This window comes from Nonomuraea sp. NPDC005692 (genome assembly GCF_040631115.1).
Taxonomy (GTDB): domain Bacteria; phylum Actinomycetota; class Actinomycetes; order Streptosporangiales; family Streptosporangiaceae; genus Nonomuraea.
This window is the reverse complement of record NZ_JBEXYU010000020.1, coordinates 79,550-104,001: the sequence shown is the minus strand read 5'-3', so window position 1 is coordinate 104,001 and position 24,452 is coordinate 79,550. Positions and strand designations below refer to the sequence as shown.

General features: G+C 74.2%; 6 protein-coding genes. All 6 read left to right on the top strand.

The window, feature by feature from the left end; all coding sequences use genetic code 11:
- The 6 genes from ABZ459_RS33080 to ABZ459_RS33055 are packed head-to-tail and all read left to right on the top strand — an operon-like array spanning position 1 to position 24,449.
- Positions 1–20,619 (top strand): SDR family NAD(P)-dependent oxidoreductase, encoded by a 20,619-nt coding sequence (locus ABZ459_RS33080; RefSeq protein ID WP_357978814.1) that lies wholly within the window; start codon positions 1–3, stop codon positions 20,617–20,619.
- A complete protein-coding gene (locus ABZ459_RS33075) occupies positions 20,603–21,526 on the top strand; it encodes an LnmK family bifunctional acyltransferase/decarboxylase (RefSeq protein WP_357978812.1) in 924 nt (307 codons plus the stop codon). Before ABZ459_RS33080 ends, ABZ459_RS33075 begins: the two co-directional genes overlap by 17 nt.
- On the top strand, positions 21,513–21,749 hold the full coding sequence (locus ABZ459_RS33070) for a phosphopantetheine-binding protein (RefSeq protein ID WP_352327369.1): 237 nt from the start codon (positions 21,513–21,515) through the stop codon (positions 21,747–21,749). Before ABZ459_RS33075 ends, ABZ459_RS33070 begins: the two co-directional genes overlap by 14 nt.
- Positions 21,746–22,963, top strand: a complete 1,218-nt coding sequence (locus ABZ459_RS33065) for a hydroxymethylglutaryl-CoA synthase (protein WP_357978810.1) — start codon at positions 21,746–21,748, stop codon at positions 22,961–22,963. The genes ABZ459_RS33070 and ABZ459_RS33065 overlap by 4 nt, the downstream gene beginning before the upstream one ends.
- Positions 22,960–23,199, top strand: a complete 240-nt coding sequence (locus tag ABZ459_RS33060) for a phosphopantetheine-binding protein (RefSeq protein WP_357978808.1) — start codon at positions 22,960–22,962, stop codon at positions 23,197–23,199. Before ABZ459_RS33065 ends, ABZ459_RS33060 begins: the two co-directional genes overlap by 4 nt.
- Positions 23,196–24,449 (top strand): beta-ketoacyl synthase N-terminal-like domain-containing protein, encoded by a 1,254-nt coding sequence (locus ABZ459_RS33055; protein ID WP_357978806.1) that lies wholly within the window; start codon positions 23,196–23,198, stop codon positions 24,447–24,449. The genes ABZ459_RS33060 and ABZ459_RS33055 overlap by 4 nt, the downstream gene beginning before the upstream one ends.
- Positions 24,450–24,452: the final 3 nt, after the last annotated feature.

Genomic DNA, 24,452 nt, shown 5'->3' with positions numbered 1-24,452 from the left:
ATGCCCGCGATCGAGTGTCACACCACGCTGAAGCACACCGACTTCATCATGCGGAACCACCGCGTGCACGACGTGTCCGTCATGCCCGGGGTGACGTTCCTCGATCTGGTGTTCCGCACGCTGATGGCGACCGGGCGGGACCCCGGGGACATCGTCCTGCGCGAGGTGCTGTTCACCGAGGCGATCGTCACCAAGCCGGAGGCCGACCGGGAGATCCGCGTCACCGTCGACGGCGCCGACGTGCGGGCGGAGAGCCGCTGGAGCAGGGACGGGACGCCGCTGTCCGGCTGGCGGCGGAACTTCACCGGCAAGGTGGGCACGCCGAGCGGCCCCGAGCCCGGCCCGATCGACCTGGACGCTCTCCGCCGGGGCGCCCGGCGGCACGGCGACATGGAGGACCTGTACGCCCGCGCCAGGGCCGAGGACATCAGCCACGGCGCCCCGATGAAGTGCGCCGGACGGCTGCACCACGGCGACGGCTACCTGCTCGCCGAGCTGCGGCAGGACGCGCCCGCCCCCGGCCACGAGGGCTTCCATCTGCACCCCGCCCGGCTGGACGCGGCCACGCTGGCCGGGCTGGGGCAGACCGAGGCGTCGGGGCGGGAGCCGTTCATCCCGGTCTACATCGCCGAGTTCCGCGCGCCCCGGCGGCTCGGCGCGACCTTCCACGTGTACGCGCCGCGTCCGGAGAGCATCGCGCCGTCCGGCGACGTGATCACCAACGACTTCGGCCTCTACGACGAGCGGGGGCGCTTCGTCGCCGGGTTCGGCGGGCTGTCGTGCAAGCGCATCAGGTCGCCGCGGCTGATCGAGCGGCTGCTCGACGACCCGGCGCGTCCTGAGCAGCCGTCCGCCACCGGCCACAACGGCTCCGGCGACCTGGTCGGCCGCCTGCGCGAGCTCGTCGCCGGGCCGCTCGGCCGCCCGCCCGGCGAGGTGCCCACCGGGACCGGCTTCTACGACCTCGGCCTGGACTCGGTCACGCTCGTGGACATCAGCGAACGGCTGGAGAAGATCGTCGGGCGGCGGCTCTACCCGACCCTGCTGTTCGAGTACGGCGACATCGACAGCCTCGCCGCCCACCTCTCCTCCGCCTACGACCTCACCCCGGGAGAGCCGGAGCCCGAGCCGGGCGAGACGCACTGCTTCCGCGACGTGTGGGTGCCGCAACCCCAGGACGGCGACGACCCCGGCGAGTACCGCGAGATCACCCCCGGCGCCCGGTACGACGGTTCCCGGCACCTGGTGATCCGGGCCACGCCGGGGCAGCCCGCCGACCCGTGCCTGGCCGTCTGGGAGACCGCGAAGGCCGTCCTCGCCGCGAAGCCGGAGCGACCGGTCACCCTCACCTACGCCCACACCGGCGACGACCCCGCCCACGAGGCCGTCGGCGCGCTGGCCAGGACGATCACCACCGAGACCCCGCTGATCCGCTGCCGCAGCATCCGGCTGGACACCACCGCCCCCGCCGGCTCCGACGTGCTGCGGGACGCCTCCGCCGAGCCCGAGATCCGCTACGAGCGCGGCGAACGCCTGGTGCGCCGCTGGCTCCCGGCCGAGCCGGCCGGGCAGCCCGAGCCCGGCGGGCCCGTCCCGATCAGGAAGGGCGGCGTGTACGTGATCGCCGGCGGGACGGGCGGCATCGGCCGCCTTCTCGCCGAGCACCTGGAACGCCGCCACCAGGCCACGGCCGTGCCCGTCAGCAGGAACGCCGAGATCTCCGCCGACCTGACCGACCCCGACCAGGTCGAGCGCGCCCTCGCCACGGTCCGGCAGCGCCACGGCCGCATCGACGGCGTCGTCCACTGCGCGGGCGTCAACCGCGACGGGCTCTACCCGGGCAAGCGGGCCGCCGACATCGAGGCCGTGGTGGCGGCCAAGGCCCTGAGCGTGCGCCACCTGGACGCCGCGACCAGGGACGACGACCTGGACTGTTTCGTGGTGTTCTCGTCGGTGTCGGCGTCGCTGGCCAACCCGGGGCAGGCCGACTACGCCTTCGCGAACGCGTACCTGGAGGAGTTCGCCCGGCGACGGGCGGCACGGGGGGACCGGCCGGGCCGGACCCTGGCGATCGCGTGGCCGTACTGGGCCGAGGGCGGGATGCGGGTCGGGCCGGAGACGGTCGAGCGCGCCCGCACGGCCACCGGGATGGTCCCGCTGCCCACCGAGGCCGCCCTCGACGTGTTCGACCGCGCCCTGAGCGGGACCGAGGACGTCCTGACGGTGCTGCACGGCGACGCGGACCGCATCCCCGCGCTGCTGCCGGCCGCCCCACCGCAACCCTCGCCCCGCCCGGCCTCCCGGCCCGCGGCGGTCGTGCCGCGCGCGGCGGAGCGGGTGGCGGGTGGCGGCGAGCCCGGCGCGGTGCGCGTCGAGGAGCCCATCGCGGTCGTCGGGCTGGCCGGGCGCTACCCGCAGGCCCCCGACCTGCGCGCCTTCTGGCGCAACCTGGCCGAGGGACGCGACTGCATCGAGGAGGTCCCGGACGGCCGCTGGAACCACGACGAGATCTACGACCCCGAGAAGGGCGCCCGTGGCAGGACGTACGGCAAGTGGGGCGGCTTCCTCGACGGCGTCGACCGCTTCGACCCGGCCTTCTTCGGCATCTCCCGCCGCGACGCCGAACGCATGGACCCGCAGGAACGGCTGTTCCTCCAGACCTGCTGGCACGCGCTGGAGGACGCCGGCCACCCGCCGGAGTCGCTGTCGGCGCAGAACGTCGGCGTGTTCGCGGGCGTCATGTGGAACCACTACCAGCTCGTCGAGGGCGGGGAGGGCGGCGTCGCCCCCACGGCCATGCACGCCTCCATCGCCAACCGCGTCTCCTACACCCTCGACCTGCACGGCCCGAGCATCGCGCTGGACACCGCCTGCTCCTCCTCGCTGACCGCCGTGCACCTGGCCGTCGAGAGCCTGCGGCGCGGCGAGTGCGACCTCGCCCTGGCCGGCGGCGTGAACGCGACCGTCCACCCGCAGAAGTACCTGCAACTCGCCCAGGGACACTGGCTGTCGGAGGACGGCCGGTGCCGCGCCTTCGGCGCCGGCGGCAGCGGGTACGTGCCCGGCGAGGGCGTCGGGGCCGTCCTGCTCAGGCCGCTCTCGCAGGCCAGGGCCGACGGCGACCACGTCTACGGCGTCATCGCCGCCACCGCCGTCAACCACACCGGCCGGACCAGCGGCGCCACGGTCCCGAGCCCGCGCTCGCAGGCCCAGCTCATCGGCACGGCGATCCGCCGGTCCGGCTGGGACCCGGCGAGCATCGGCTACATCGAGGCGCACGGCACCGGCACCTCGCTCGGCGACCCGATCGAGGTCGAGGGCATGCGCCAGGCCCTGCCGGAGGGCGCGGACTGCGCGATCGGCTCGGTGAAGTCCAACATCGGCCACCTGGAGGGCGCGGCCGGGATCGCCGGGCTCACCAAGGTGCTGCTCCAGCTCCAGCACGGGCAACTGGTGCCGTCCCTGCACGCCGACGAGCTCAACCCGAAGATCGACTTCGCCGCCACGCCCTTCCACGTGCAGCGCGCGCTCGAACCCTGGACCCGCGCGGACGGCACACCCCGGCGGGCCGGGGTCAGCGCGTTCGGCGCGGGCGGCACGAACGCGCACGTCCTGGTCGAGGAGGCGCCGGAGCCCGCTCCCGGGCCGGGCGCGGACGGGCCCTGCCTGGTCGTGCTCTCCGCCCGTACGCCCGAGGCGCTGCGCGACTACGCCCGCGCCTGGACCCGCTTCCTGGCGGACACCGCCGCCACGGGCTCCGCGACGGCGAGCGGCTCCCCGGGCGGCTCCCCGGGCGGCGTCGAACGGGTGGCCGCGCTGCTCGGCATCCCCGCCGACCAGCTCGACCCGGCCGACTCGCTGGGCGACCTCGGCCTCGACCCGGCCGCGCTGATCCAGCTCGGTCAGGGCCTCTCGCTGGACGACACCGTCGCCTCCCTGGCCGGGCCCGGCACCGCCCTGGCCGACCTCGCCTACACCTCGCAGGTCGGCCGGACCGGCATGGCGGAGCGGCTGGCGCTCGTCGTGAGCGACGTGGCCGAGCTGCGGGACGGCCTGGAGGCGTACGCGGCGGGCGCGAACCCCGGCCCCGGCGTCTTCACCGGCTCCGGCGGCGGCGAGGAAGGGACGCCGTCGGCGGCGGAATGCGTCCGGCTGTTCCGGGCCGGACGGCTGGCGGAGGTGGCGGCCGCCTGGGCCGGGGGAGCCGAGGTGCCGTGGCGCGAGTGCCACGACGGCGGGCGGCTGGTGTCGCTGCCGGTCTACCCGTTCCAGGAGGAGAGCTGCTGGCTCGGCCGCTGGCAGCGCGCCACCACGACCCCCGAGCCCCCTGCCGAGTCACCCGTCGAGCCGCCCACCGAGCCGTCCGCCGCGCAGACGCCGGAGGAGCAGGTCGTGGAGCTCGTGCCGGACGGGGAAGGGGTGCGGTTCGAGGTGCTGCCCGAAGGGGTGGCGCTGGTGGTGATGGGGTCCGGGGCGTCCATGTTCACCAGGGAGCTGATCGACGACCTCCAGGCCGCGTTCGCCGAGATCGCCGGGCGCGAGGACGTCAAGGCGGTCGTGCTCACCGGCAGCGGCAACGTCTTCAGCATGGGCGCCACCCCGGAGGCCCTGCGCACCCTCGCTGGCGGCGAGGGACGCTTCACGGACGTGCCCTTCCTGTACGAAGGGCTGCTGCGGTGCGACCGGCCGGTCATCGCCGCCGTCCAGGGGCACGCGTCGGGCGGTGGGCTGGCCTTCGGGCTGTTCGCCGACCTCGTCATCATGGCGGCCGAAGGGGTCTACAGCGCCAACTTCATGAAGTTCGGCTTCACGCCCGGGATGGGCGCGACGTACATCCTGGAGGAGCGGCTCGGCCGGTCGGCGGCGCACGAGATGCTCTACACCGGCCGGTCCGTCACGGGTGAGGAGCTGGCCCGGCGAGGGGCCGGGGTGACCGTCCTGCCGCAGGGCGCCGTGCTGAAGGCGGCGCTCAGGCACGCCCGCTCGATCGCCGCGCTGCCGCTGCCCGCCCTGCGGGCGCTCAAGTCCGAGCTGGCCGGACGGGTGCTCGACCGGCTGACCGGCGTCATCGCGGGAGAGTCGGGGATGCACGAGCGCGTGCTGGGGGAGGAGTCGCTGGCCCGCGTCGACGACTACTTCGCCAAGGTGGACACCTTCAGAGGCGACGCCCCGAAGGCGGACACCGGCGGAAGCGACGCCTCGAAAGCGGACACCGGCGGAAGCGCGTCACCGAAGGCCGGCGCCTCCGAAGGCGGCTCCTCCGAGGAAGGGGCCTCCGAGGAAGGGGCCTCCGAGCCCGGTCGTTCCCGAGGCGGTGCGGAGGGCCGTCCAGCGGAGGGCCGGCCCGTGGAAGGGCGTACCGCGGGGGCCGGACCTGAGCCGGGGGAGGTGCGGCGGGTCATCGAGGGCACGCTCATGAGCCACCTCTACCTCCAGCCCCACGAGGTGGACGACTCGCTGAGCTTCAGCGAGATGGGGCTGGACTCGATCGGGGCCGTGGAGATCGTCCGGGACCTGAACCGGAGCTTCGGGCTCGACCTGGACTCCGTCGCGGTCTACGACCACCCGACCGTCCCCGCGCTGGTGGAGGCCGTACGGGACGCCGTGGCCGCCGACGGGCTGACCGTGCCCCCGCCCCGTCCCGCCCCCGAGCAGCCGATCCGGCAGGAGAGCCCTTCCACACCGCGTCCCGCCCCTGAGCAGCCGGTCCGGGAGGAGAGCCCTTCCGCACCGCGTCCCGCCCCTGAGCAGCCGGTCCGGGAGGAGAGCCCTTCCGCACCGCGTCCCGCCCCTGAGCAGCCGGTCCGGGAGGAGCGACCTTTCGTGCCCGAACAACCCACCCCCGCCGAGCGGGACGGGACGCCCGGACCGGGCGGCCCGGAGGAGCGGGCGGGCCAGGTCCGGCTGCCCTCGCTCGACGGCGACCGCGCCGAGCCGGACACCACGGCCGCCCGGCCTCCCGCGAACACCGGCACGGTCACCCTGGAGACGGTGCGCTCCCCCGAGGAGCCCCCCGCCCGGAACGAGCCCTCCGCCCATGAGGAGTCGGCCGTCCGTGAGAAGCAGGCCGCCCGTGAGGGGGACATCGCCGTCATCGGCATGGCCGGGCGTTTCCCGGACGCGCCCGACCTCGAGGCGTTCTGGCGGAACCTGGCGGACGGCCGGTGCAGCATCCGCGAGGTGCCCCCGGAGCGGTTCGACGTGTCGCGGGTGTACGACGCCGACCGCATGGCGCCGGGCCGGACGTACAGCAAGTGGGCCGCCATGCTCACCGACGTCGACGCCTTCGACGCGGCCTTCTTCAACATCTCGCCCCTCGAGGCCGAGACGATGGACCCGCAGCAGCGGCTGTTCCTCCAGGAGGCGTGGCACGCCCTGGAGGACGCCGGCTACGCCGCCAGGTCCGGCCGCAGGCCGTGGGGATGCTTCGTCGGCTGCGGCGCGGGCGACTACGCCGGCCTGCTCGCGGCGGCCGGACGCGACGACACCGGGCACGCCTTCCTCGGCAACGCCTCCTCGGTGCTGCCCGCGCGGATCGCGTACCTGCTGGACTTCGGCGGGCCGACCATGGCCGTGGACACCGCGTGCTCGTCCTCGCTGGTGGCCGTGCACCTGGCCTGCGAAAGCATCCGGCGCGGCGAGTGCGAGGCGGCGGTCGCGGGTGGGGTGGCGGTGATGAACACCCCGAGGATGCACATCTGGTGCAGCAAGGCCGGGATGCTCTCGCCCACGGGCACCTGCGCGCCCTTCGACGAGTCGGCCGACGGCATCGTGCTGGGCGAGGGCGTCGGCGTGGTCGTGCTGAAGCGGCTGGACCGGGCGCTGGCGGACGGCGACCACGTCCACGGCGTGATCCGGGCCAGCGGCGTCAACGGCGACGGCGCGAGCAACGGCATCACCGCGCCCAGCGCCTCCTCCCAGGCGGAACTGCTGGCCGAGGTGCACCGGCGGGCCGGGATCCGTCCCGGCGCGGTGGACTACGTCGAGACGCACGGCACCGGGACCGAGCTGGGCGACCCGATCGAGGTCAAGGCGCTGGCGAAGGTGTTCGGCACGGACCGCGAACGCCCGTGCCGCATCGGGTCGCTCAAGGCGAACGTCGGCCACACCACCATGGCGGCCGGGATCGGCGGGCTGCTCAAGACCCTGCTGGCGTTACGGCATGGGCAGCTGCCGCCGTCGCCGGGGTTCGTCCGGGCCAACCCGAAGATCGACTTCGCGGACGGCGCGCTCGAAGTGGTCACGGAGCTGTCGCCCTGGACGCCCGGCCGCTCGGGCGAGCGCGTCGCGGCGGTGAGCAGCTTCGGCTTCAGCGGGACGAACTGCCACGTCGTGGTCGCCGACCCGCCCTCCCGCGAACCGCGGGCCGGCGGGCGCGAGGACGTCGTCGTGCCCCTGTCGGCCTCGGACGAGCAGGCCCTGGCACGGCTGCGCACCGGCCTGGCCGGCCACCTCGGCGCCCACCCGGAGCTGGACGTGCGCGACGTCGCCCGCACGCTCGCCGTCGGCAGGCCGCACCTGGCCGGGGCCCGGTGCGCGTACGTGGCCGGGGACCTCGCCGACCTGCGCGGCCAGCTGCGCGACGGCGCCCGCCCGGCACGCGGTGAGGCGGGACGCCTCGCCGAGCGGTACACGAGCGGCGAAGACCTCCCCTGGGACGACCTGACGGCGGGCGGACGGCGGGTGCCGCTGCCCGGATACCCGTTCGCGGACGACCGGCGCCACTGGATCGACGGCGCCGGCCACCCCGCCGGGCCCGCCCTCGGGACGTGGATCCGCCCCGACGACCCGCTGGTCGCCGACCACCGGATCGGCGGCACCCCCGTGCTGCCCGGCGTGGCCTTCCTGACGATCGCCGCCGAGCGCGGCGGGCTGTCCGGTCCGGTGCGCTTCGAGCGGGTACGGTGGCTGCGGCCGTTCGAGGTGCGCGAGGCCCGTGCCCTGGACGTGGTCGTGCGCGACGACGGCGGCCTCGAACTGGACGGGCACGCCCGCGGCACCCTGCGGACCGGCGACGGCGCACTCCGGCGGCTGGACGTCGCGCAGGTCGAGGCCCGGTGCACGGGCGGCCGTCCGGGCGACGACCTCTACCGCGCCTTCGACCGGGCCGGGCTGCACTACGGGCCCGGGTTCCGGGTGTTGCGCGAGGTCCGCGTCGGCGACGGCGAGGCGCTCGGCGTCCTGCGCGACGGCGCGCGCTGGGAGGCGCTGCTGGACGGCGCGCTCCAGACCGTCGCGGCGCTGCGTCCCGAGGACGGCGAGCCCGCGATGCCGTTCAGCGTGGAGTCGGCCGAGCTGGACGGCCCGATCACCGGCCCCGCCCACGCCCACGTGATCGACGAGGGCCGGGACGGGTACACGGTCCGCCTCGCCGACGCCGCCGGGCAGGTCAGGGCCGAGTTCCGGGGGGTCGTCCTGCGGACCCGACCGGCCCGGCCGGCGGACGGCATGATCTTCGCCCCCGTCTGGCGCCGGACCGAGCCCGCCACCGAGCCCGCCATCGAGTCCGCCACCGGGTCCGGTGCGGGCGGCGGGCGGGCGCTCGTGCTGCACACCCCCGCCGCCGAGCCGCTGGCCCGCGCCCTCCTGGACACCCACGAGGACGGCCGCCTGGCGCCGCTGGCCTCGCCCGCCCCGCCCGAGGGACGGCCGGAGGGGCGGTACGACACCGTGTACGTCCTCGCCCTGCCCGACCGGAGCGGCCCGCCAGCCGGCGACCCCACCACCCGCGACGTGTTCCGCCTGGTCAAGCGGCTTTCCGAGCAGGGGCGCGACTGGAGGCCCACGGTGAAGGTGGTCGTCGCCGGAGCCGTGCGGGTCGGGGACGAGGAGATCGTCCCGCACGCGGCCGGCCTGATCGGCCTGACCAGGGCGGTGGCCGCCGAGCACCCGCACTGGACCGTCGCCGTCATCGACGCCGGCGCCGAGCCGCCGCCGCCCGCCGACCTCGCCCGCCTGGTACGCGCCGAGAGCTGCGCCGACGAGCTGGTCGCCCTCCGCGACGGCCACCGCCACCTCCGCACCCTGGAACCCCTGTCCCTGACCTCCGGCCGCAGCCCGTACCGGGACGGCGGGGCCTACCTGATCGTGGGCGGGACCGGCGGCCTCGGACGTACCCTGAGCAGGCATCTGGCCGCCACCGCAGGGGCGCGGCTGGCCCTGGTCGGACGGCGGGAGATCAGCCCCGAGATCCGCGAGCAGCTGGCCGAGATCGAGTCGCTCGGCGGCCAGGCCGTGTACCTGCGGGCCGACGTGGCCGACCGGGCCGCGTTCGGCAGGGCCGTCGAGGCGGCCCGGCAGCGGTTCGGCGAGCTCCACGGCGCCTTCCACGCCGCTCTGGTGCTGCGCGACATGACGCTCGCCAACATGGACGACGACGCGTTCGCCCAGGTGCTCGCGCCCAAGGTCGCCGGTGCCGCCGTCTTCGCCGAGGCGCTGGCGGGACTGCCGCTCGACTTCCTGGCCTACTTCTCCTCGGCGGCCTCGTTCGTCGAGGTGGGCGGCCAGGCGAACTACGCGGCCGCCAGCACGTTCGAGGACGCCTACGCGCTGAGCCTGCCCGACCGGCCGGTCAGCGTGATCAACTGGGGCTACTGGGGCAGCGTCGGCGCGGTCTCCGGCGGCGGTTACGACGGCCGGTTCGCCGAGCTGGGCATCGGCTCGATCGAGCCCGAGGAGGGCATGGCGGCGCTGGCCGCCGTCCTGGGCTCGGGCGCGCGGCAGGCACTCGTCGTCAAGGCGGAGCCGAAGGGCCTGGCCCACATCGGCGTCCGCACCCCGGACGCCGCCACCGAGCCCGGCCGGACCGGCGAGCTCGCAGAGCTGGAACGGGCGCGGACGGCGTTCGCCGCGCTGGACGACCTGGCCCGCGGGCTGCTGCACCGGTCGGCCGACCGGGTGAGGGCGGTCGAGAACGTGCGCGCGGACCGCGGACGGCTGCGCGCCGCCGTGCTCGACCTGCTGGACGGGCCCGCGCCGGAGACGTCGCCGGCGGACGTGCTGGCCCGCTTCCCCGACCTGGAGCCGCACGTCAAGCTGCTGACCGCCTGCGTCGAGGCGCTGCCCGGCGTGCTGGCGGGCGACCGCGACCCCATGGAGGTGCTGTTCCCCGGCGGCTCGATGAGCCTGGTCGAGCAGGTCTACAAGGGACAGGCGGTCTCGGACCACTTCAACCGGCTGCTGGCCGGGGAGGTCGCCCGCGGCGGCCCCCGCCGCGTCCTGGAGATCGGCGCCGGTACGGGCGCGAGCACCGGCTTCGTGCTGGACGCCCTGGAAGGCCAGGACGTCGAGTACACCTACACCGACGTCTCGCCCGGGTTCCTGCGCCACGGCGAGCGGGAGTTCGGCGCGCGCCGCCCGGACCTCGTCCTCGCCCTCTTCGACGTGGAACGCGACCCGGCCGAGCAGGGCTTCGAGACCGGCGCCTACGACGTCGTGCTGGCCACGAACGTCCTGCACGCCACCGCCGACGTCGGCCGGACGCTGCGCAACGCCGCCGCGCTGCTGCGTCCCGGCGGCCGGTTGCTGGTCAACGAGGTGACCAGGGCGGCCGACTTCCTGACCCTCACGTTCGGGCTGACCCCGGGCTGGTGGCGCTTCACCGACGAGGAGCTGCGCCTGCCGCACAGTCCGCTGCTCGGCGCGCCGCAGTGGCAGCGGGCGTTCCGGGAAGCCGGTCTCACCCCCGCCCGCACCCTGGGCATCCCCGGCACGCCCGTCGCGGAGCTCGACCAGTGCGTCCTGGTGGGCGAGACGACGCCCGCCACCGCCACCGGCACCGATGCCCGCGGCTACGTCAAGCGGGTGTTCGCCGAGGTGCTCAAGTACGGGACGACCGACCTGGACGAGCGCGCCACGTTCGAGACGTTCGGCATCGACTCGCTGGTGAGCCAGAACGTCATCCACCGGTTCGAGCAGGACCTCGGGCCGCTGCCGTCCACCCTGCTGTTCGAGAACCTGACGATCGAGGAGCTGGCCGCGTACCTGGAGAACGAGCACGGCGAGCGCCTGCGCGCGGCCCTGGGACAGGAACCCGCGCGGGCGGAGCCGGCGCGGCCCGCGCCGCGCCGCGAGCCCGCCGCGCAGGCGCTCGACATCGCCGTGGTCGCGGTGACCGGCCGCTACCCGGCCTCCCCCGACCTGGACGCCTTCTGGAACAACCTGGCGAAGGGCGCGAACTGCATCACCGAGGCGGACCGCTTCGACCTGGACGCCCTGTACGACCCCAAACGCGGACGCAAGCAGCGCACCTACAGCAAGTGGGGCGGCTTCATCGAGGGCGTGGAGCAGTTCGACGCGCCGTTCTTCGGCATCCTGCCCCGTGACGCCGAGATCACCGACCCGCAGGAGCGCCTGTTCCTGGAGACCGCCTGGACCCTGCTCGAAGACGCCGGCTACCTGAGCGAGCACACCAGGCAGCCGAGCACCGGCGTCTTCGTCGGCACCATGTACGGCTCCTACGGGCGCATGGCGGCGGCCGAGGGCTGGCCGGAGGGCAGGTTCGCGGGAGCGCACTCGGCGTACTGGTCGATCGCCAACCGGGTGTCGTACTTCTTCGACCTGCGCGGGCCGAGCCTCGCCGTCGACTCGGCCTGCTCGTCGTCGCTGACCGCGGTCCAGCTCGCCTGCGAGAGCCTGCGGCGCGGCGAGTGCGCGCAGGCCATCGCGGGCGGCGTGAACCTGATCCTGCACCCCGCCCACTTCGTGGCGCTCTGCTCGCTGAACATGCTCGCCGCCGACGGCGCCTGCAAGGTGTTCGACGAGGCGGCCGACGGGTTCGTGCCGGGTGAGGGCGTCGGGGCGGTGCTGCTCAAGCCCCTGGCCGACGCCGAGCGGGACGGCGACCGGATCTACGGCGTCATCAAGGGCGCCTTCGCCAACGCCGGAGGGAAGACCGCCGGGTACACCGTGCCCAATCCGAGCGCCCAGGCCGACCTGGTCTCCGAGGCGGTCCGGCGGGCCGGACTGGACCCGCGGACCATCTCGTACGTCGAGGCCCACGGCACCGGCACCGCGCTCGGCGACCCCATCGAGATCGCCAGCCTGACCCGGGCCTTCGCCTCCCAGGGTGCCGCGGACGCGGACCGCGTGGACCGGATGGTCGGCTCCGTCAAGGCCAACATCGGGCACCTGGAGGGGGCGGCGGGCATCGCCGGGCTCACCAAGGTGCTGCTGCAGTTCCAGCACGGCCAGGTGGCTCCCTGCGCGAACCTGGAGACGCCCAACTCGAAGATCGACTTCACCGCGTCCCCCTTCCGGCCGCCGGACCGGCTGACCGACTGGCAGCGGCCCTTCCTGGACGGCGAGGCGTTCCCGCGCCGGGCGGGGGTCAGCTCGTTCGGCGCCGGCGGGGCCAACGTGCACGTCGTCCTGGAGGAGTACGTGCCCACCGCCGGGACGCCGCCGGAGCCCGTCGACGCGGGCGAGCAGGTGATCCTGCTCTCGGCGCGTACCCGTGACCAGTTGCGCGCCATGGCGGGCGGGGTCGCGGACGTCGCGGCGAGCGGGCGGGCGGGGCTGGCGGAGCTCGCCTACACCACCCAGGTGGGCCGCGCCGAGCTGCCCGAACGGCTCGCCGTCCGGGCAGCCACCCTGGACGAGCTCGCCGCCCGGCTGCGTTCGTTCGCGGACGACGGGCAGGCCGAAGGCGTCCTCGTGGGGACGGCGGATCCCGGCGCCGGCCAGGCTCCGCCGGAGGGCGGCGCGGAGGGGCTCGGGGCCGGTTGGGTCGCGGGCGCCCGGGTGGACTGGGCCGCCAACTGGCCCACCCCCCACCCGCGTCGCGTGACCCTCCCGCCCTACCCCTTCGACCGCCGCCCCTACTGGCTCCCCACCCCCGCACCCACCCACCCCATTGGTGACCCCGCGGGCAAGCCCCAACCCAGCACCGCGCCCCGACCTCCCGACCTCCAGTCGACGCCCGCCGACGCGGCCGCCCTTCAGGCGGGCTCGGAGCTCGCCGCCGAGCCGGCGTCCGAGCTGACCTCGGGGCCGGCCCCCGAGGCCGCCTCCGCTCAGGGAGCGGGGGAGCCAGCGGACGGGCGTTGCACCTACCTGCGGCCCCGCTGGACGCCCGCCGCACTCCCCGAAGGCCCCCGGGAACCGGAAGCCCTCCTGGTGATCACCGACGACGACCGGCTGGCCGCAGCGCTCGGCGGCACCCGGCTCCGCCCCGGCGACGCCTTCCCATCGGACGGCACCCCCGACCAGGCCGCCCGACAGCTCGACGGCCTGGACGATCCCTCCGAGCAGGCCGCCGGACAGTTCGGCGGCCTGGGCCGGACCCCGGACGCCATCGTGATCGCACCCTCGGACCCGTTCCCCGGGACCGCCGCCTTCGACGTTCTGCTGCGCACGGCCACCGCCGTCCTGCGCGACGGGGGCCCGCTCAGGGTGGTGGTGTCCGCCGCGACCGGCGAGCCGCACCACACCGCCCTGGCCGCCGCCCTGAGGACGCTGGCCCTGGAGCACACGGCGTTCAGCGGCGTCTGCGTCACCGGCGCCACCCCGGCGCAGGTCGCGGCCGAGCTGCGGGCGCCCGCCGCCGGAACCGCTCCCGAGCAGCGGGTCTCCGAGGTCGCCTACCGCGACGGCGCCCGCCTGCTGAAGGGCATGGAGCCGTACGAGCCGCCGCCACCCGGGCTGGACGTCCGGCCGGACGGCACGTACCTGATCACCGGCGGCGCCGGGGCCATCGGGCTGGCGTTCGCCCGCTTCCTCGCCGGGCGCGGGGCGGCGAAGCTGGTCCTGACCGGACGGTCCGAGCCCGGCGACGACATCGGGCGCCGGATCGCCGGGCTGCCCGCCGTCTACGTGCGCGCCGACGTGTGCTCGGCCGCCGACCTGCGTGACCTGCGCGACCGGTACGGCCCCTTCCACGGCGTCATCCACGCCGCCGGGATCCACCGGGACGCGCGGGCCGTGCGCAAACGTCCCGAGGACACGCGGGCCGTGCTGGAGCCCAAGGTTCTCGGCACCGTCCTGCTGGACGAGGCCCTGCGCGGGCAGCCGCTGGACTTCCTGGCGCTGTTCTCGTCGGTGGCCGCCGAGACCGGCAACATCGGGCAGATCGACTACGCCTACGCCAACGCCTTCCTCAACCACTTCGCCGAGCGGCGCGCGCGGCTCGGGCACGGCAGGACGCTCGCCGTCGGCTGGCCGCTGTGGGAGGAGGGCGGCATGAAGGTGGACGACGCCACCCGCCGGCTGTTCGAACGCCGCTGGGGCAGCGTCCCGATGAGCACCGCCGCCGGTCTCGCCGCCTTCGCCCGAGGGCTGGCCGGAGCCGAGACGAGCTTCGCCGTGGTCGAAGGCCCATCCGGGCCCGCCCCCGAACGGTCCCAGCCGCCCGCGAACCCCGAATCCGAGGTTATGGAGATGAGTGAGCCCATGTCCGCGACGGAGACGACCGGGTCCGACGACGATCTGATCGAGGCGGTCCGGGCGGAGCTGCGTCGCGCGGCGGCCGGATTCCTGCTGGTGGGCGAGGAGCACGTGGACCTCGACGCCGAGCTGATGGACATGGGGTTCGACTCGATCTCCATGGCCGAGCTGGTGGACCAGGTCAACGAGCGGTACAAGCTGGACCTGCTGCCGACCGTGCTCTTCGAGGCCACCGACCTGGCCACCTTCTGCGACCACCTGCTCGCCGAGCACCCGGCCGAGATCGCCGCCGCCCACACCCCACCCACCGCCACCACCGCATCCGCTCCCACCACCACCCCACCCGCCCCGGCCACCACCGCATCCGCTCCCACCACCACCCCACCCGCCCCGGCCACCACCACCCCACCCGCCCCCGCCGCAGAACCTCTCGCCGCCCCCGCCGGGCGGCAGGAGGACGCCGAGCCAGGCCCGGCGCCGGAGACCGTGACCTCGCCCCCACGGCCCGGCGCCGGGACCTCCCCACCCGCCCCTGACAACCCGACGACCGGAACGACGGCTGGGACCGCGACGGGCGACCTGGCAACGGGGGGCATCGCGATCGTCGGCATGGCGGGCATGCTGCCCGGCTCCGCCGACCTGGACGACTTCTGGCGCCACCTGGCCGAGGGCCGCGACCTCACCCGGCCGGTCCCCGAGGACCGGCGCGAGCTGCGCGAGAACCCCGAGACGGCGAACGTCCGCGCCGGATTCCTGGACGACGTACGTTCCTTCGACGCCGCGCTGTTCGGCATCTCGCCCAAGGAGGCGGCGATGATGGACCCGCAGCAGCGGCTGTTCCTGCAGACCGTCTGGCGGGCCGTCGAGGACGCCGGTTACCGCCCCGCCGACCTGGCCGGCACCAGGACGGGCCTGTTCGCGGGCGTGTCCGCGTGCGACTACGACGACCTGCTGCGCGAACACGGCGTGCCGGTCGAGGCCCACACGGCCAGCGGCGTGGCCGACTGCATCCTGGCCAACCGCGTCTCCCACCTGCTGGACCTGCGCGGCCCGAGCGAGGCGGTCGACACCGCCTGCTCCAGCTCCCTCGTCGCCCTGCACCACGCGGTACGCGCCATCGAGGACGGCGAGTGCGACGCGGCCATCGCCGGCGGCGTCAACCTGACGCTCAGCCCGGGGCTCTACATCGCCTTCGCCAAGTCCGGCATGATCAGCGAGGACGGCGTCTGCAAGACGTTCGACGAACGCGCCGACGGCTACGGCCGGGGCGAGGGCTGCGGAGCCGTCCTGCTCAAGCCGCTGCGGACGGCGCAGGCGGACGGCGACCAGATCCTCGCCGTGATCAGGGGCAGCGCGGTCAACCACGGGGGCCGGGCCAGCTCGCTCACCGCGCCCAACCCCGAGGCGCAGGCGCGCGTACTGGTCGACGCCTACCGCAAGGCGGACGTCGATCCCGCCCGTGTCACCTACATCGAGGCGCACGGCACCGGCACCAGGCTCGGCGATCCGATCGAGATCGAGGGCATGAAGAAGGCGTTCGCCCGGCTGTACGCCGACCGGGGGCGGCCCGCGCCGGACGTCCCGCACGTCGCGCTCGCCACCGTGAAGACCAACATCGGTCATCTGGAGGCGGCGGCCGGCATCGCCGGGCTGCTCAAGGTGCTGCTGTGCATGCGCCACGGGGCGCTGCCGCCGACGATCCACTACGAGCGCCCCAACCCGTACGTGCGGCTGGAGCGCAGCCCGTTCACCATCAACACGCGGCTCACGCCGTGGGACGGGCCGGACCGGGTCGCCGGGGTCAGCTCGTTCGGCTTCGGCGGCACGAACGCGCACGTGGTGCTGGAGGCGTACCGGCAACAGGTCCCGCCGGAGAAGGCGGGGGAGCTGCGGGTGCTGGTCCTGTCGGCGGCCCGCCGGGAAGCCCTGGAGGAGTACGCCCAGAACGTCGCCCGGTACATCCGGGAACATCCGGAGATCGGCCTCGACCGCATCGCCTGGACCCTCCAGAACGGACGCCGCCACCTGTCCGAACGGCTCGCCGTGGTGGTCAGCGATCGCGATCAGGCGGTCCGGGCGCTGAGCGGCGAACCGGCGGGCGTGCACAGGGGCACCGCCCGCAGGGACGCCCCGGCGCCGTGGGGCACCGGGCCGCAGGACCTCGCCGAGGCGTGGGTCTCCGGCAGCGAGGTGGACTGGCAGGGGTTGTGGCAGGGGCCGCGCCCGGTGCGGGTCTCGCTGCCCGGCCCGCCCTTCGCCCGCGTCGAGCACTGGTTCACCGCGCCCGAGCCGTCCCGGGCCGCCGCCCCGGCCGCCGTGTCGTCCGCCGCGCCTTCGGACGGCGGGGTCGTACGGCGGACCAGCGACGGGAAGGTGCGCCTGCGCGCCGCCAAGGGCGGCCGGACGCCGGACGCGCCCGCCCCCGCCGAGCGGGCGGAGGCCGCACGGCTGGACGAGACACCGGTCGCCCCCGCCGGAAGCGCAGGCGGGCCCGCCGGGGTGGAGGAGATGCTGCGCGAACGGCTCTCCACGATCCTGGACGCCGACCCCGCCGGCGTGGACGTGGACACCCCCTTCGAGGAACTGGGACTCGACTCCATCTTCCGGATGGAACTGGTCAAGGCGATCAACACCGCCTTCTCCCTCGACCTCCAGGCAGCCGAGCTGTACGAGTACGACACGGTGGACCGGCTCGCCCGCGCCGTCGAATCAGCCATCACCGACTCCGCCCCCACCCAGAAACCACAACAGGAACCCACCCCGAAGCGCACGCCCGAACCGGCCCCGAGGCCCGCGCAAAAGGTCGCCGAACCGGCCCCGAAGCGCACCCGCACGCCCAAGCAGGCGAAGGCGCCCGGCCCCGCACGGGCCAAGGCCCCGGAGCCCGCGCAAGGGAAGGCAGGCGCCCTGGAGGACCAGCTCGCGGACCTGGTCGGCGCGATCATCGAACGCCCGCTCGACCCCACCCGCAGCTTCGCCGACAACGGCCTGACCTCCTTCGAGATGCTGCGCGTGGTGAGCGTCCTGGAGAAGCAGGTCGGCGCGCTGCGCAAGACCCTCCTGTTCGACCACCCCACGCCCGCCGAACTGGCCGCGCACCTGCGCGACGAGCGCGGCGCCGAGTCCGTACGCCCCCTGGAGGAGCCGGACGGACCGGCCCCGTTCGAGACGCGGGCGCGTGACGGCGAGCCGGCCGTGCTGCTGAAGCGGGACCTGCACCGGCACCCGGACCTGCGGGACCTGGTGGCCGGCATCGACCGCCGCCACGCCAAGGAGGGCGGCCTGGCCGGACGCGACATCGCGCCGCTGGCCTTCGTCGGCTCGGCGCGGGAGGGCTACCTGCACGTCTCCGAGAACGGCGGCAACCTGCTGGCCTGGAGCTACGCCGGCTCAGAGGAGTACTTCCAGGAACTGGTCGAGGAGTACACCGCCTACGCGAGGGCGCGCGGCCTGCGGCCCAACTTCCTGTCCCTCCTCCCGGTGCGCGAGGTGGCCGGTGAGCCGTACAGCGCGACGCCGTTCGGGGCCGTGCAGCGGCTCGACGACCTGGGCTCCTTCACGCTGAAGGGCGGCCGGATGGAACGCCTGCGCTACATGGTGCGGCGCTTCTGTAAGGCGGGCGAGTGCCGGACGGCCGAGTACCGCTCGGGCGAGGACCCCGCGATGGACCGCAGGCTGGCCGGGCTGGTGGACGAGTGGGCCGGCCGCAAGCAGATGGTCAACCCGTACGTGTCGGTCGTCCGGCGGGAGATCGAGGAGGGCCGCCTGGACGGCAGGCACCGCGTCTTCGTCACCTACCTGGACGACGAGGTGGCCAACGCCGTCGTCATCACGAAGATCCCGTCGGAGAACGGCTACCTGCTGGACGTCGAGTTCTACCCGAAGGGCATGCCGCTCGGCGGGCTGGAGTTCGCGATCGTGCAGATCATCGAGCAGCTCGTGGACGAGGGGTGCACGATGTTCAGCTTCGGCGCCAGCTTCGGCGTGGAGACGGAGGAGTCGGCCAACGCCGCCCCGGACGTGCGGCAGGCGCTGGACGAGCTGCGTTCCGCGGGCATCTTCGGCGAGGGGAACTTCCAGTTCAAGAACAAGTTCCGGCCGGTGAACGTGCCCATCTACCTGTGCCAGCCGGAGGGGGAGGACCGCACGCCGGTCTCGGAGATCATCCTCATGATCGCCGACCCGGACCTGCGCCCCGCCACCACCGACACCCCCACCACCGACGAACCGGCCGCGGACAAGCCGCCAGAGGACAAGCCAGCGAAAGTCAAGCCGGCGAAAGACAAACCGGCTGAGGGCAAACCGGACATGGCCGAGCTTCTGAACCGGTACGGCGGCGAGCCGGCCCGCGTCCCCGCCCACCACGTCACCACCGACCTGATCACCGACTCCTGGGCCGAGCTGGACGCCCCCTGGATCGCCGAGCGGCTGCGGCGGCTGACGGAACGGTCGGCCGCCCGCCCGGACACCGAGATCGAGGGCCTGCCGTTCCCCTTCGTCGTCCCGACGGGCTCCGGCCGGGCGGCCGAGGCGCTGCTGTGCCGGTCGTGGCCGGGCCGGCGCGGGCGGGTGCTGCACAACGGCCTGTTCCCGACCTGGTTCCTGAGCCTGGCCGACAACGGCTTCAAGCCGGTCGAGCTCCCCGGCGGCCCGGAGATCGACGTCGAGGCGCTGGAGGCGGAGCTGGCCGGGGACGAGCCGGTCTCGTTCGTCTGCGTGGAGGTGGCCAACAACGCGGCCGGCGGCGCGCCGACCTCACTGGCGAGCCTGCGCGCCGTCAAGGAGGCCGCGGCGCGGCGCGGCGTCCCGCTGGTGATCGACGGCGCCCGCGTGGTGGACAACGCCGTGGCGGTCGCGGACGGCCGGGACGTGTGGGAGGTCGTCGGCGAGCTGCTCGAACTGGCCGACAGCGCCACGATCAGCCTGTCCAAGGACTTCGGGGTGCCGTTCGGCGGCCTGCTCGCCACCCGCGACGACGCCCTGCGCGAGCGGGTCGCCGAGCGGCTGGAGACATGGGGCAGGGACGTCGGCCTGGCCAACCGCCGGATCATGGCGGCCGCTCTGGAGGACCGCGAGACGGTGGCCGAGCAGGTGCGGGCCCGGACGGACGCGGTCGCGGCGCTCCGGCAGGGCCTGTCGGAGGCCGGCGTGCCGCTGGAGGGCCCGCCCGGCGGTCACTGCGTGCTGCTGAAGGACGCCGACCACGTGCGCATCTTCCGCGAGACGGGCATCAGGGGCGCTCCGCACTTCGGCCGCGAGGGCGTGGTGCGCCTGGCGGTGCCGGTCGGCCTGAGCGTCGAGGAGGCCAAGGACGCCGCCGCCCGCCTGGGCGCCCTCCTCGGCACCGACGCCCCGCAAGCCGCCCGCCGGAAGGCCGACGCCCCGCGAGCCGCCCGTCCCAACCGCCGGAAGAACGAGACCCGGAGGAGCCCCGACAACCCCAACCTGGCGATCCTGCGCGAGCACAACCCCGACGTCGAACACGAGATCGTCACCACCGCGGACGGCGACGTCGAGCTGTTCAGCGCCGGCTCAGGACCGGCCCTGCTGCTCATGCACCCGTTCAACATCGGCGCCGGCGTCTACGCCCGCCAGTTCGAGGGCCTGGCCCACCGTTACCGGGTGACGAGCGTGCACCATCCGGGCGTCGGCGCGACCACGGCCGCCGCCGACCTGTCGCTCGGCGGCCTGGCCCGGCTCTGCCACGACGTGGCGGGCGGCCCGGCACACGTGGCCGGGGCGTCGTTCGGCGGGCTGGTCGCCCTGGCGTACGCGCTCGACCACCCGGACGACACCGAGTCGCTGATCCTGATCGGCAGCTCCTGCCGCATCGGCAACCGGGTCGGCGACATCGACAAGCTGGAGGTGGTGGCCACCCAGGACTTCGACCGGGTCATCGAGGGCAGCAGGTCCAAGCGGCTGCGCAAGCGGCGGGACGCCCTGATGCGGCTGCTGCTGCGCGCCGAGAGCATGGCCCCGCAGGTCGGCCTGCGCTACCTGGACGTGTTCGCCGAACGCCCGGACCTGGGCGACCGGCTGCCGGAGATCCGGGCGCGCACGCTGATCGTCCAGGGCCGGTACGACACCGTCATCCCGGCCAAGACCGCGCACCTGCTGCACGCCCTGATCCCCGACTCCCGGTACGAGGAGATCCCCGACGCGGGTCACTTCCCGCAGCTCACCAGCCCCGACCACGTCAACCGGCTGATCTGCGAGTTCCATGATGAACAGAATTGACGACAGCACCGTGACCAGGACCGAGCTGGTCAAGCCAGGGATGTGCGGGCCCAGCTCGCTGTTCATGGGCGAGGTCGGCGACTGGACCTGGGACACGGTCAGCGCGCTGTGCGGCACGAACGCCTTCGACGCGCGCAACGCCGCCGGCGACCCGACGTACCTGTCGTTCTACTACTTCCACGTCAGGGGCAGCCGCGACCTGCACGTCAACGCGCTGACGTTCGGAGACGAGCTGGCGGTCACCTCCCGGCTGTTCGGCTTCGGCAGCGAGTCGGTGCTGGCCCTGCACCGGATCGGCCGCGGCGGCGGCGGGACGGACGAGCTCGACCCCGACCGCTTCTACGCCTTCGACGACCCCGGCTGCATCTACGTCGAGACCTTCAACCGCTGGATCTCGCGCAGCGCCCCCGGCAGCAACGAGGGGCTGGTCAAGTCGTCGCCGGTGGACTTCAGGCACGAGCACCTGCCGACGCTGCCCGGCGCGTACTCGCCGAGGAAGATCTACGGCCACGCGCGGAGCACCGGTACGTTCCTGGCCCGCAAGCCGGACGATCCGGTCACGTTCACCGCCGACTACCCGGTGGAGCCGTCCAGGGACCTGAACGGCGTGGGCCTGCTCTACTTCGCCTCCTACTTCGCGATCGTCGACTGGGTGCTGCTGCGCTTCTGGCGGAGCCGGGGGATCGGCGTCGCCGACTTCCTCCGGCGGGTCGTGCTCGACCAGCGGCTGTGCTACCTGGGCAACGCGAACGCCGACTCGGTGCTGCGGGTGAGCCTGGAGTGCTGGCCGGCGCCGGAGGACGAGAACGAGGAGATCGTCAACCTCGTCATGGAGGACCGGGGCCGCACGATCGCGGTCAGCACCCTGCGAGTTCTCCGGAGGGGAGACACCGATGACGACGCGTGAACACGTCGAGGGCGTCGTGCACAAGACGATCGACGAGATCCTGCCCGGCGTCGAGATCGACGGCCGGGCGCACCTGAAGGACCTGGGCGCGGACTCCGTGGACCGGGTCGAGATCATCCTGGCCGTGCTCGACCGGCTCGGCGTGCGCGAGCCGCTGTCCTCCTTCGGCGGCGTGCCCAGCATCGACGCCCTGGTCGACTTCCTGTGGGAGCGTGTGAGGTGAACGTCGGAATCGAGGCACTCAACGTCTACTGCGGCCTGGCCCAGATCCCGGTGCCGGAGCTGTTCGAGGGGCGCGGGCTCGACGCCGAGCGCCTGGGCAACCTGATGATGCGCAACCGCTCGGTCGGCCTGCCCTTCGAGGACCCGGTGACCAACGCGGTCAACGCCGCCCGGCCGATCGCCGGCGACGACCGGATCGAGATCCTGATCACCTCCACCGAGTCCGGCCTCGACTACAGCAAGTCGGTGGCCTCCTACGTGCACGAGTACCTGGGGCTGCCGCGGAGCTGCCGGGTCGTGGAGGTCAAGCAGGCGTGCTACGCGGCCACGGCGGCCGTCCAGCTCGCCGCCGCGTACGTCGCCTCGGGCGTGTCGCCCGGCGCGAAGGCGCTGGTGATCGCGACGGACGTGGCGCTGGTGGACGAGCGCGCCGCCTACGCCGAGCCCGCCATGGGCGCCGGGGCGGCGGCCGTGCTGATCAGCGACCGGCCGCGCGTCCTGGACCTGGATCTGGGGGCGTTCGGCAACCACAGCTACGAGACGATGGACTCGGCGCGGCCGGGGCCGACGTTCGACATCGCCGACTCCGACCGCTCGCTGTTCGCCTACCTCGACTGCCTGACCAGCTGCCTGGCCGGCTACCGGTCCAGGGTCGAGGACGCCGACTTCGCCACCACCTTCGACCACCTGGCCATGCACACCCCGTTCGCCGGGATGGTCAAGGCCGCGCACCGCAAGCTGATGCGCGAGTCGGGCGGCGGCACGGCGTCGGTCGAGGAGGACTTCGAGCGGCGGGTGCTGCCCTCGCTCGCCTACCCCAGACGGGTGGGCAACCTCTGCTCCGGCTCGGTCTACCTGGCGCTGGCCAGCCTGATCGACCACGCCACCCTGGACGGCCCGGCCCGGGTCGGCCTCTACTCCTACGGCTCCGGCTGCTCCTCGGAGTTCTTCAGCGGCCTGGTCGACGAGGAGTCGGCGAGCACGCTGGCCGCGATGCGGATCGGCGAACACCTGGACGGCCGCTGCGAGCTCGCCTTCGACGAGTATGCGGCGCTGCTGCCCGAGACCCTGACCTGCCTCGTGCCGGAGCGGGACAGGCAGGTCGACGTGGGCGCGTACGAGCACCTGCTCAGCCGCGCCCGCTTCGACCGCGACCTCCTGGTGAACACCGGGACGAAGGACTACCACCGAACCTACGAATGGCTGGCACCATGACCGACACAGAGATTTTCGAGACCGTCAAGCAGAACGTCCTGAAGGTGCTGCCGGACCTGCGGCCCGGCGACGTGACGACCGAGGGCACCCTGACCGACCTGGGCGCGAACAGCGTCGACCGGGCCGACGTGGTCACCATGAGCATGGAGGACCTCGGGCTGACCGTGCCGGTGTCGGAGTTCCAGGAGGTGCACGACATCCGGTCCCTGGTCGACCTGCTGGCGAGGCATTCATGAAGGTCGTCGTCACCGGCATGGGCATCGTCTGCTCGATCGCCTCCACCGTCCCGTCGTTCACCAGGGCGCTGCGGGCCGGACGGTGCGGGATCGGGCCGGTGCCCGACCCCGGCGACGGCGGGCCGCGCCTGGCCGCCCTGGTCAAGGGCTTCCGCTTCCGGGAGGCGGTGGCGGCCCGGCGCCGCCTGCCCGAGGAGATCGTGCGCAGCGCGCTGAGGGCGGCCAACCGCTCGCCGGAGCCGCTGCAGATGGACCTGGTCGCCGCCATGCAGGCGTACGAGCAGGCGGGGCTGCACGAGGCGCGGGCCGACCCCGAGCGGATGGGCCTGGTCGTGGCCGGGCACAACCTCAGCTCCGGCTACGCCCACGACCTGCACCCCAAGTACGAGGACAACCCCGCCCACCTGCCGGCCAGGTTCGCGCTGCACTTCATGGACACCGACCGGGTGGGCACGCTCAGCCAGGTGTTCGGCATCAGGGGCGAGGGCTACACCGTGGGCGGCGCCTCGGCCAGCGGGAACGTCGGGATCATCAACGGCAGCCGGCTGGTGGAGTCGGGCGCGGTGGACGTCTGCCTGGTGGTGGGCGCCATGACCGACCTGTCGCCGATGGAGAAGCGCGGCCTGGCCACGCTCGGGGCGGTCGCCGGCGTCGAGGAGCCGCAGCAGGCCAGGTGCCGGCCGTTCGACGAGGACCACGAGGGGTTCGTGCCCGGCCAGGGCGCCGGCTGCGTCGTGCTGGAGAGCGCCCGCTCGGCCGCCGCCCGCGGCGCGACGGCGCTGGCCGAGCTGTGCGGCTACGACCTGAAGCTGGACGCCAACAGCCTGCCCGACCCGCGCGAGGAGGGCGAGGCCAAGGTGATGGTCAACGCCATGGCCAACGCGGGCGTCGGGCCGCGCGACATCGACTACGTCAACGCCCACGCCACGGCGACGCCCAGCGGCGACGTGGCCGAGCTGGCCGCGCTGCGCAGGGCACTGGGCGACAGCTTCGGCCGGCCGTGGGTCAACTCCACCAAGGGGCTGATCGGCCACTGCATGTGCGCGGCCGGCGTGGTGGAGGCGATCGCGACCGTGGTGCAGATGCGCCGCGGCTTCGTCCATCCCAACCTGAACCTGCGCCATCCGATCAACCGCGACTGCCGGCTCGCACCCGGCAGGCTGCGGGCCGCCGACATCCGCTACGCGCTGTCCAACAGCTTCGGGTTCGGCGGCTTCAACACCTGCATCGTCCTCGGACGCGAGCGTTGACCG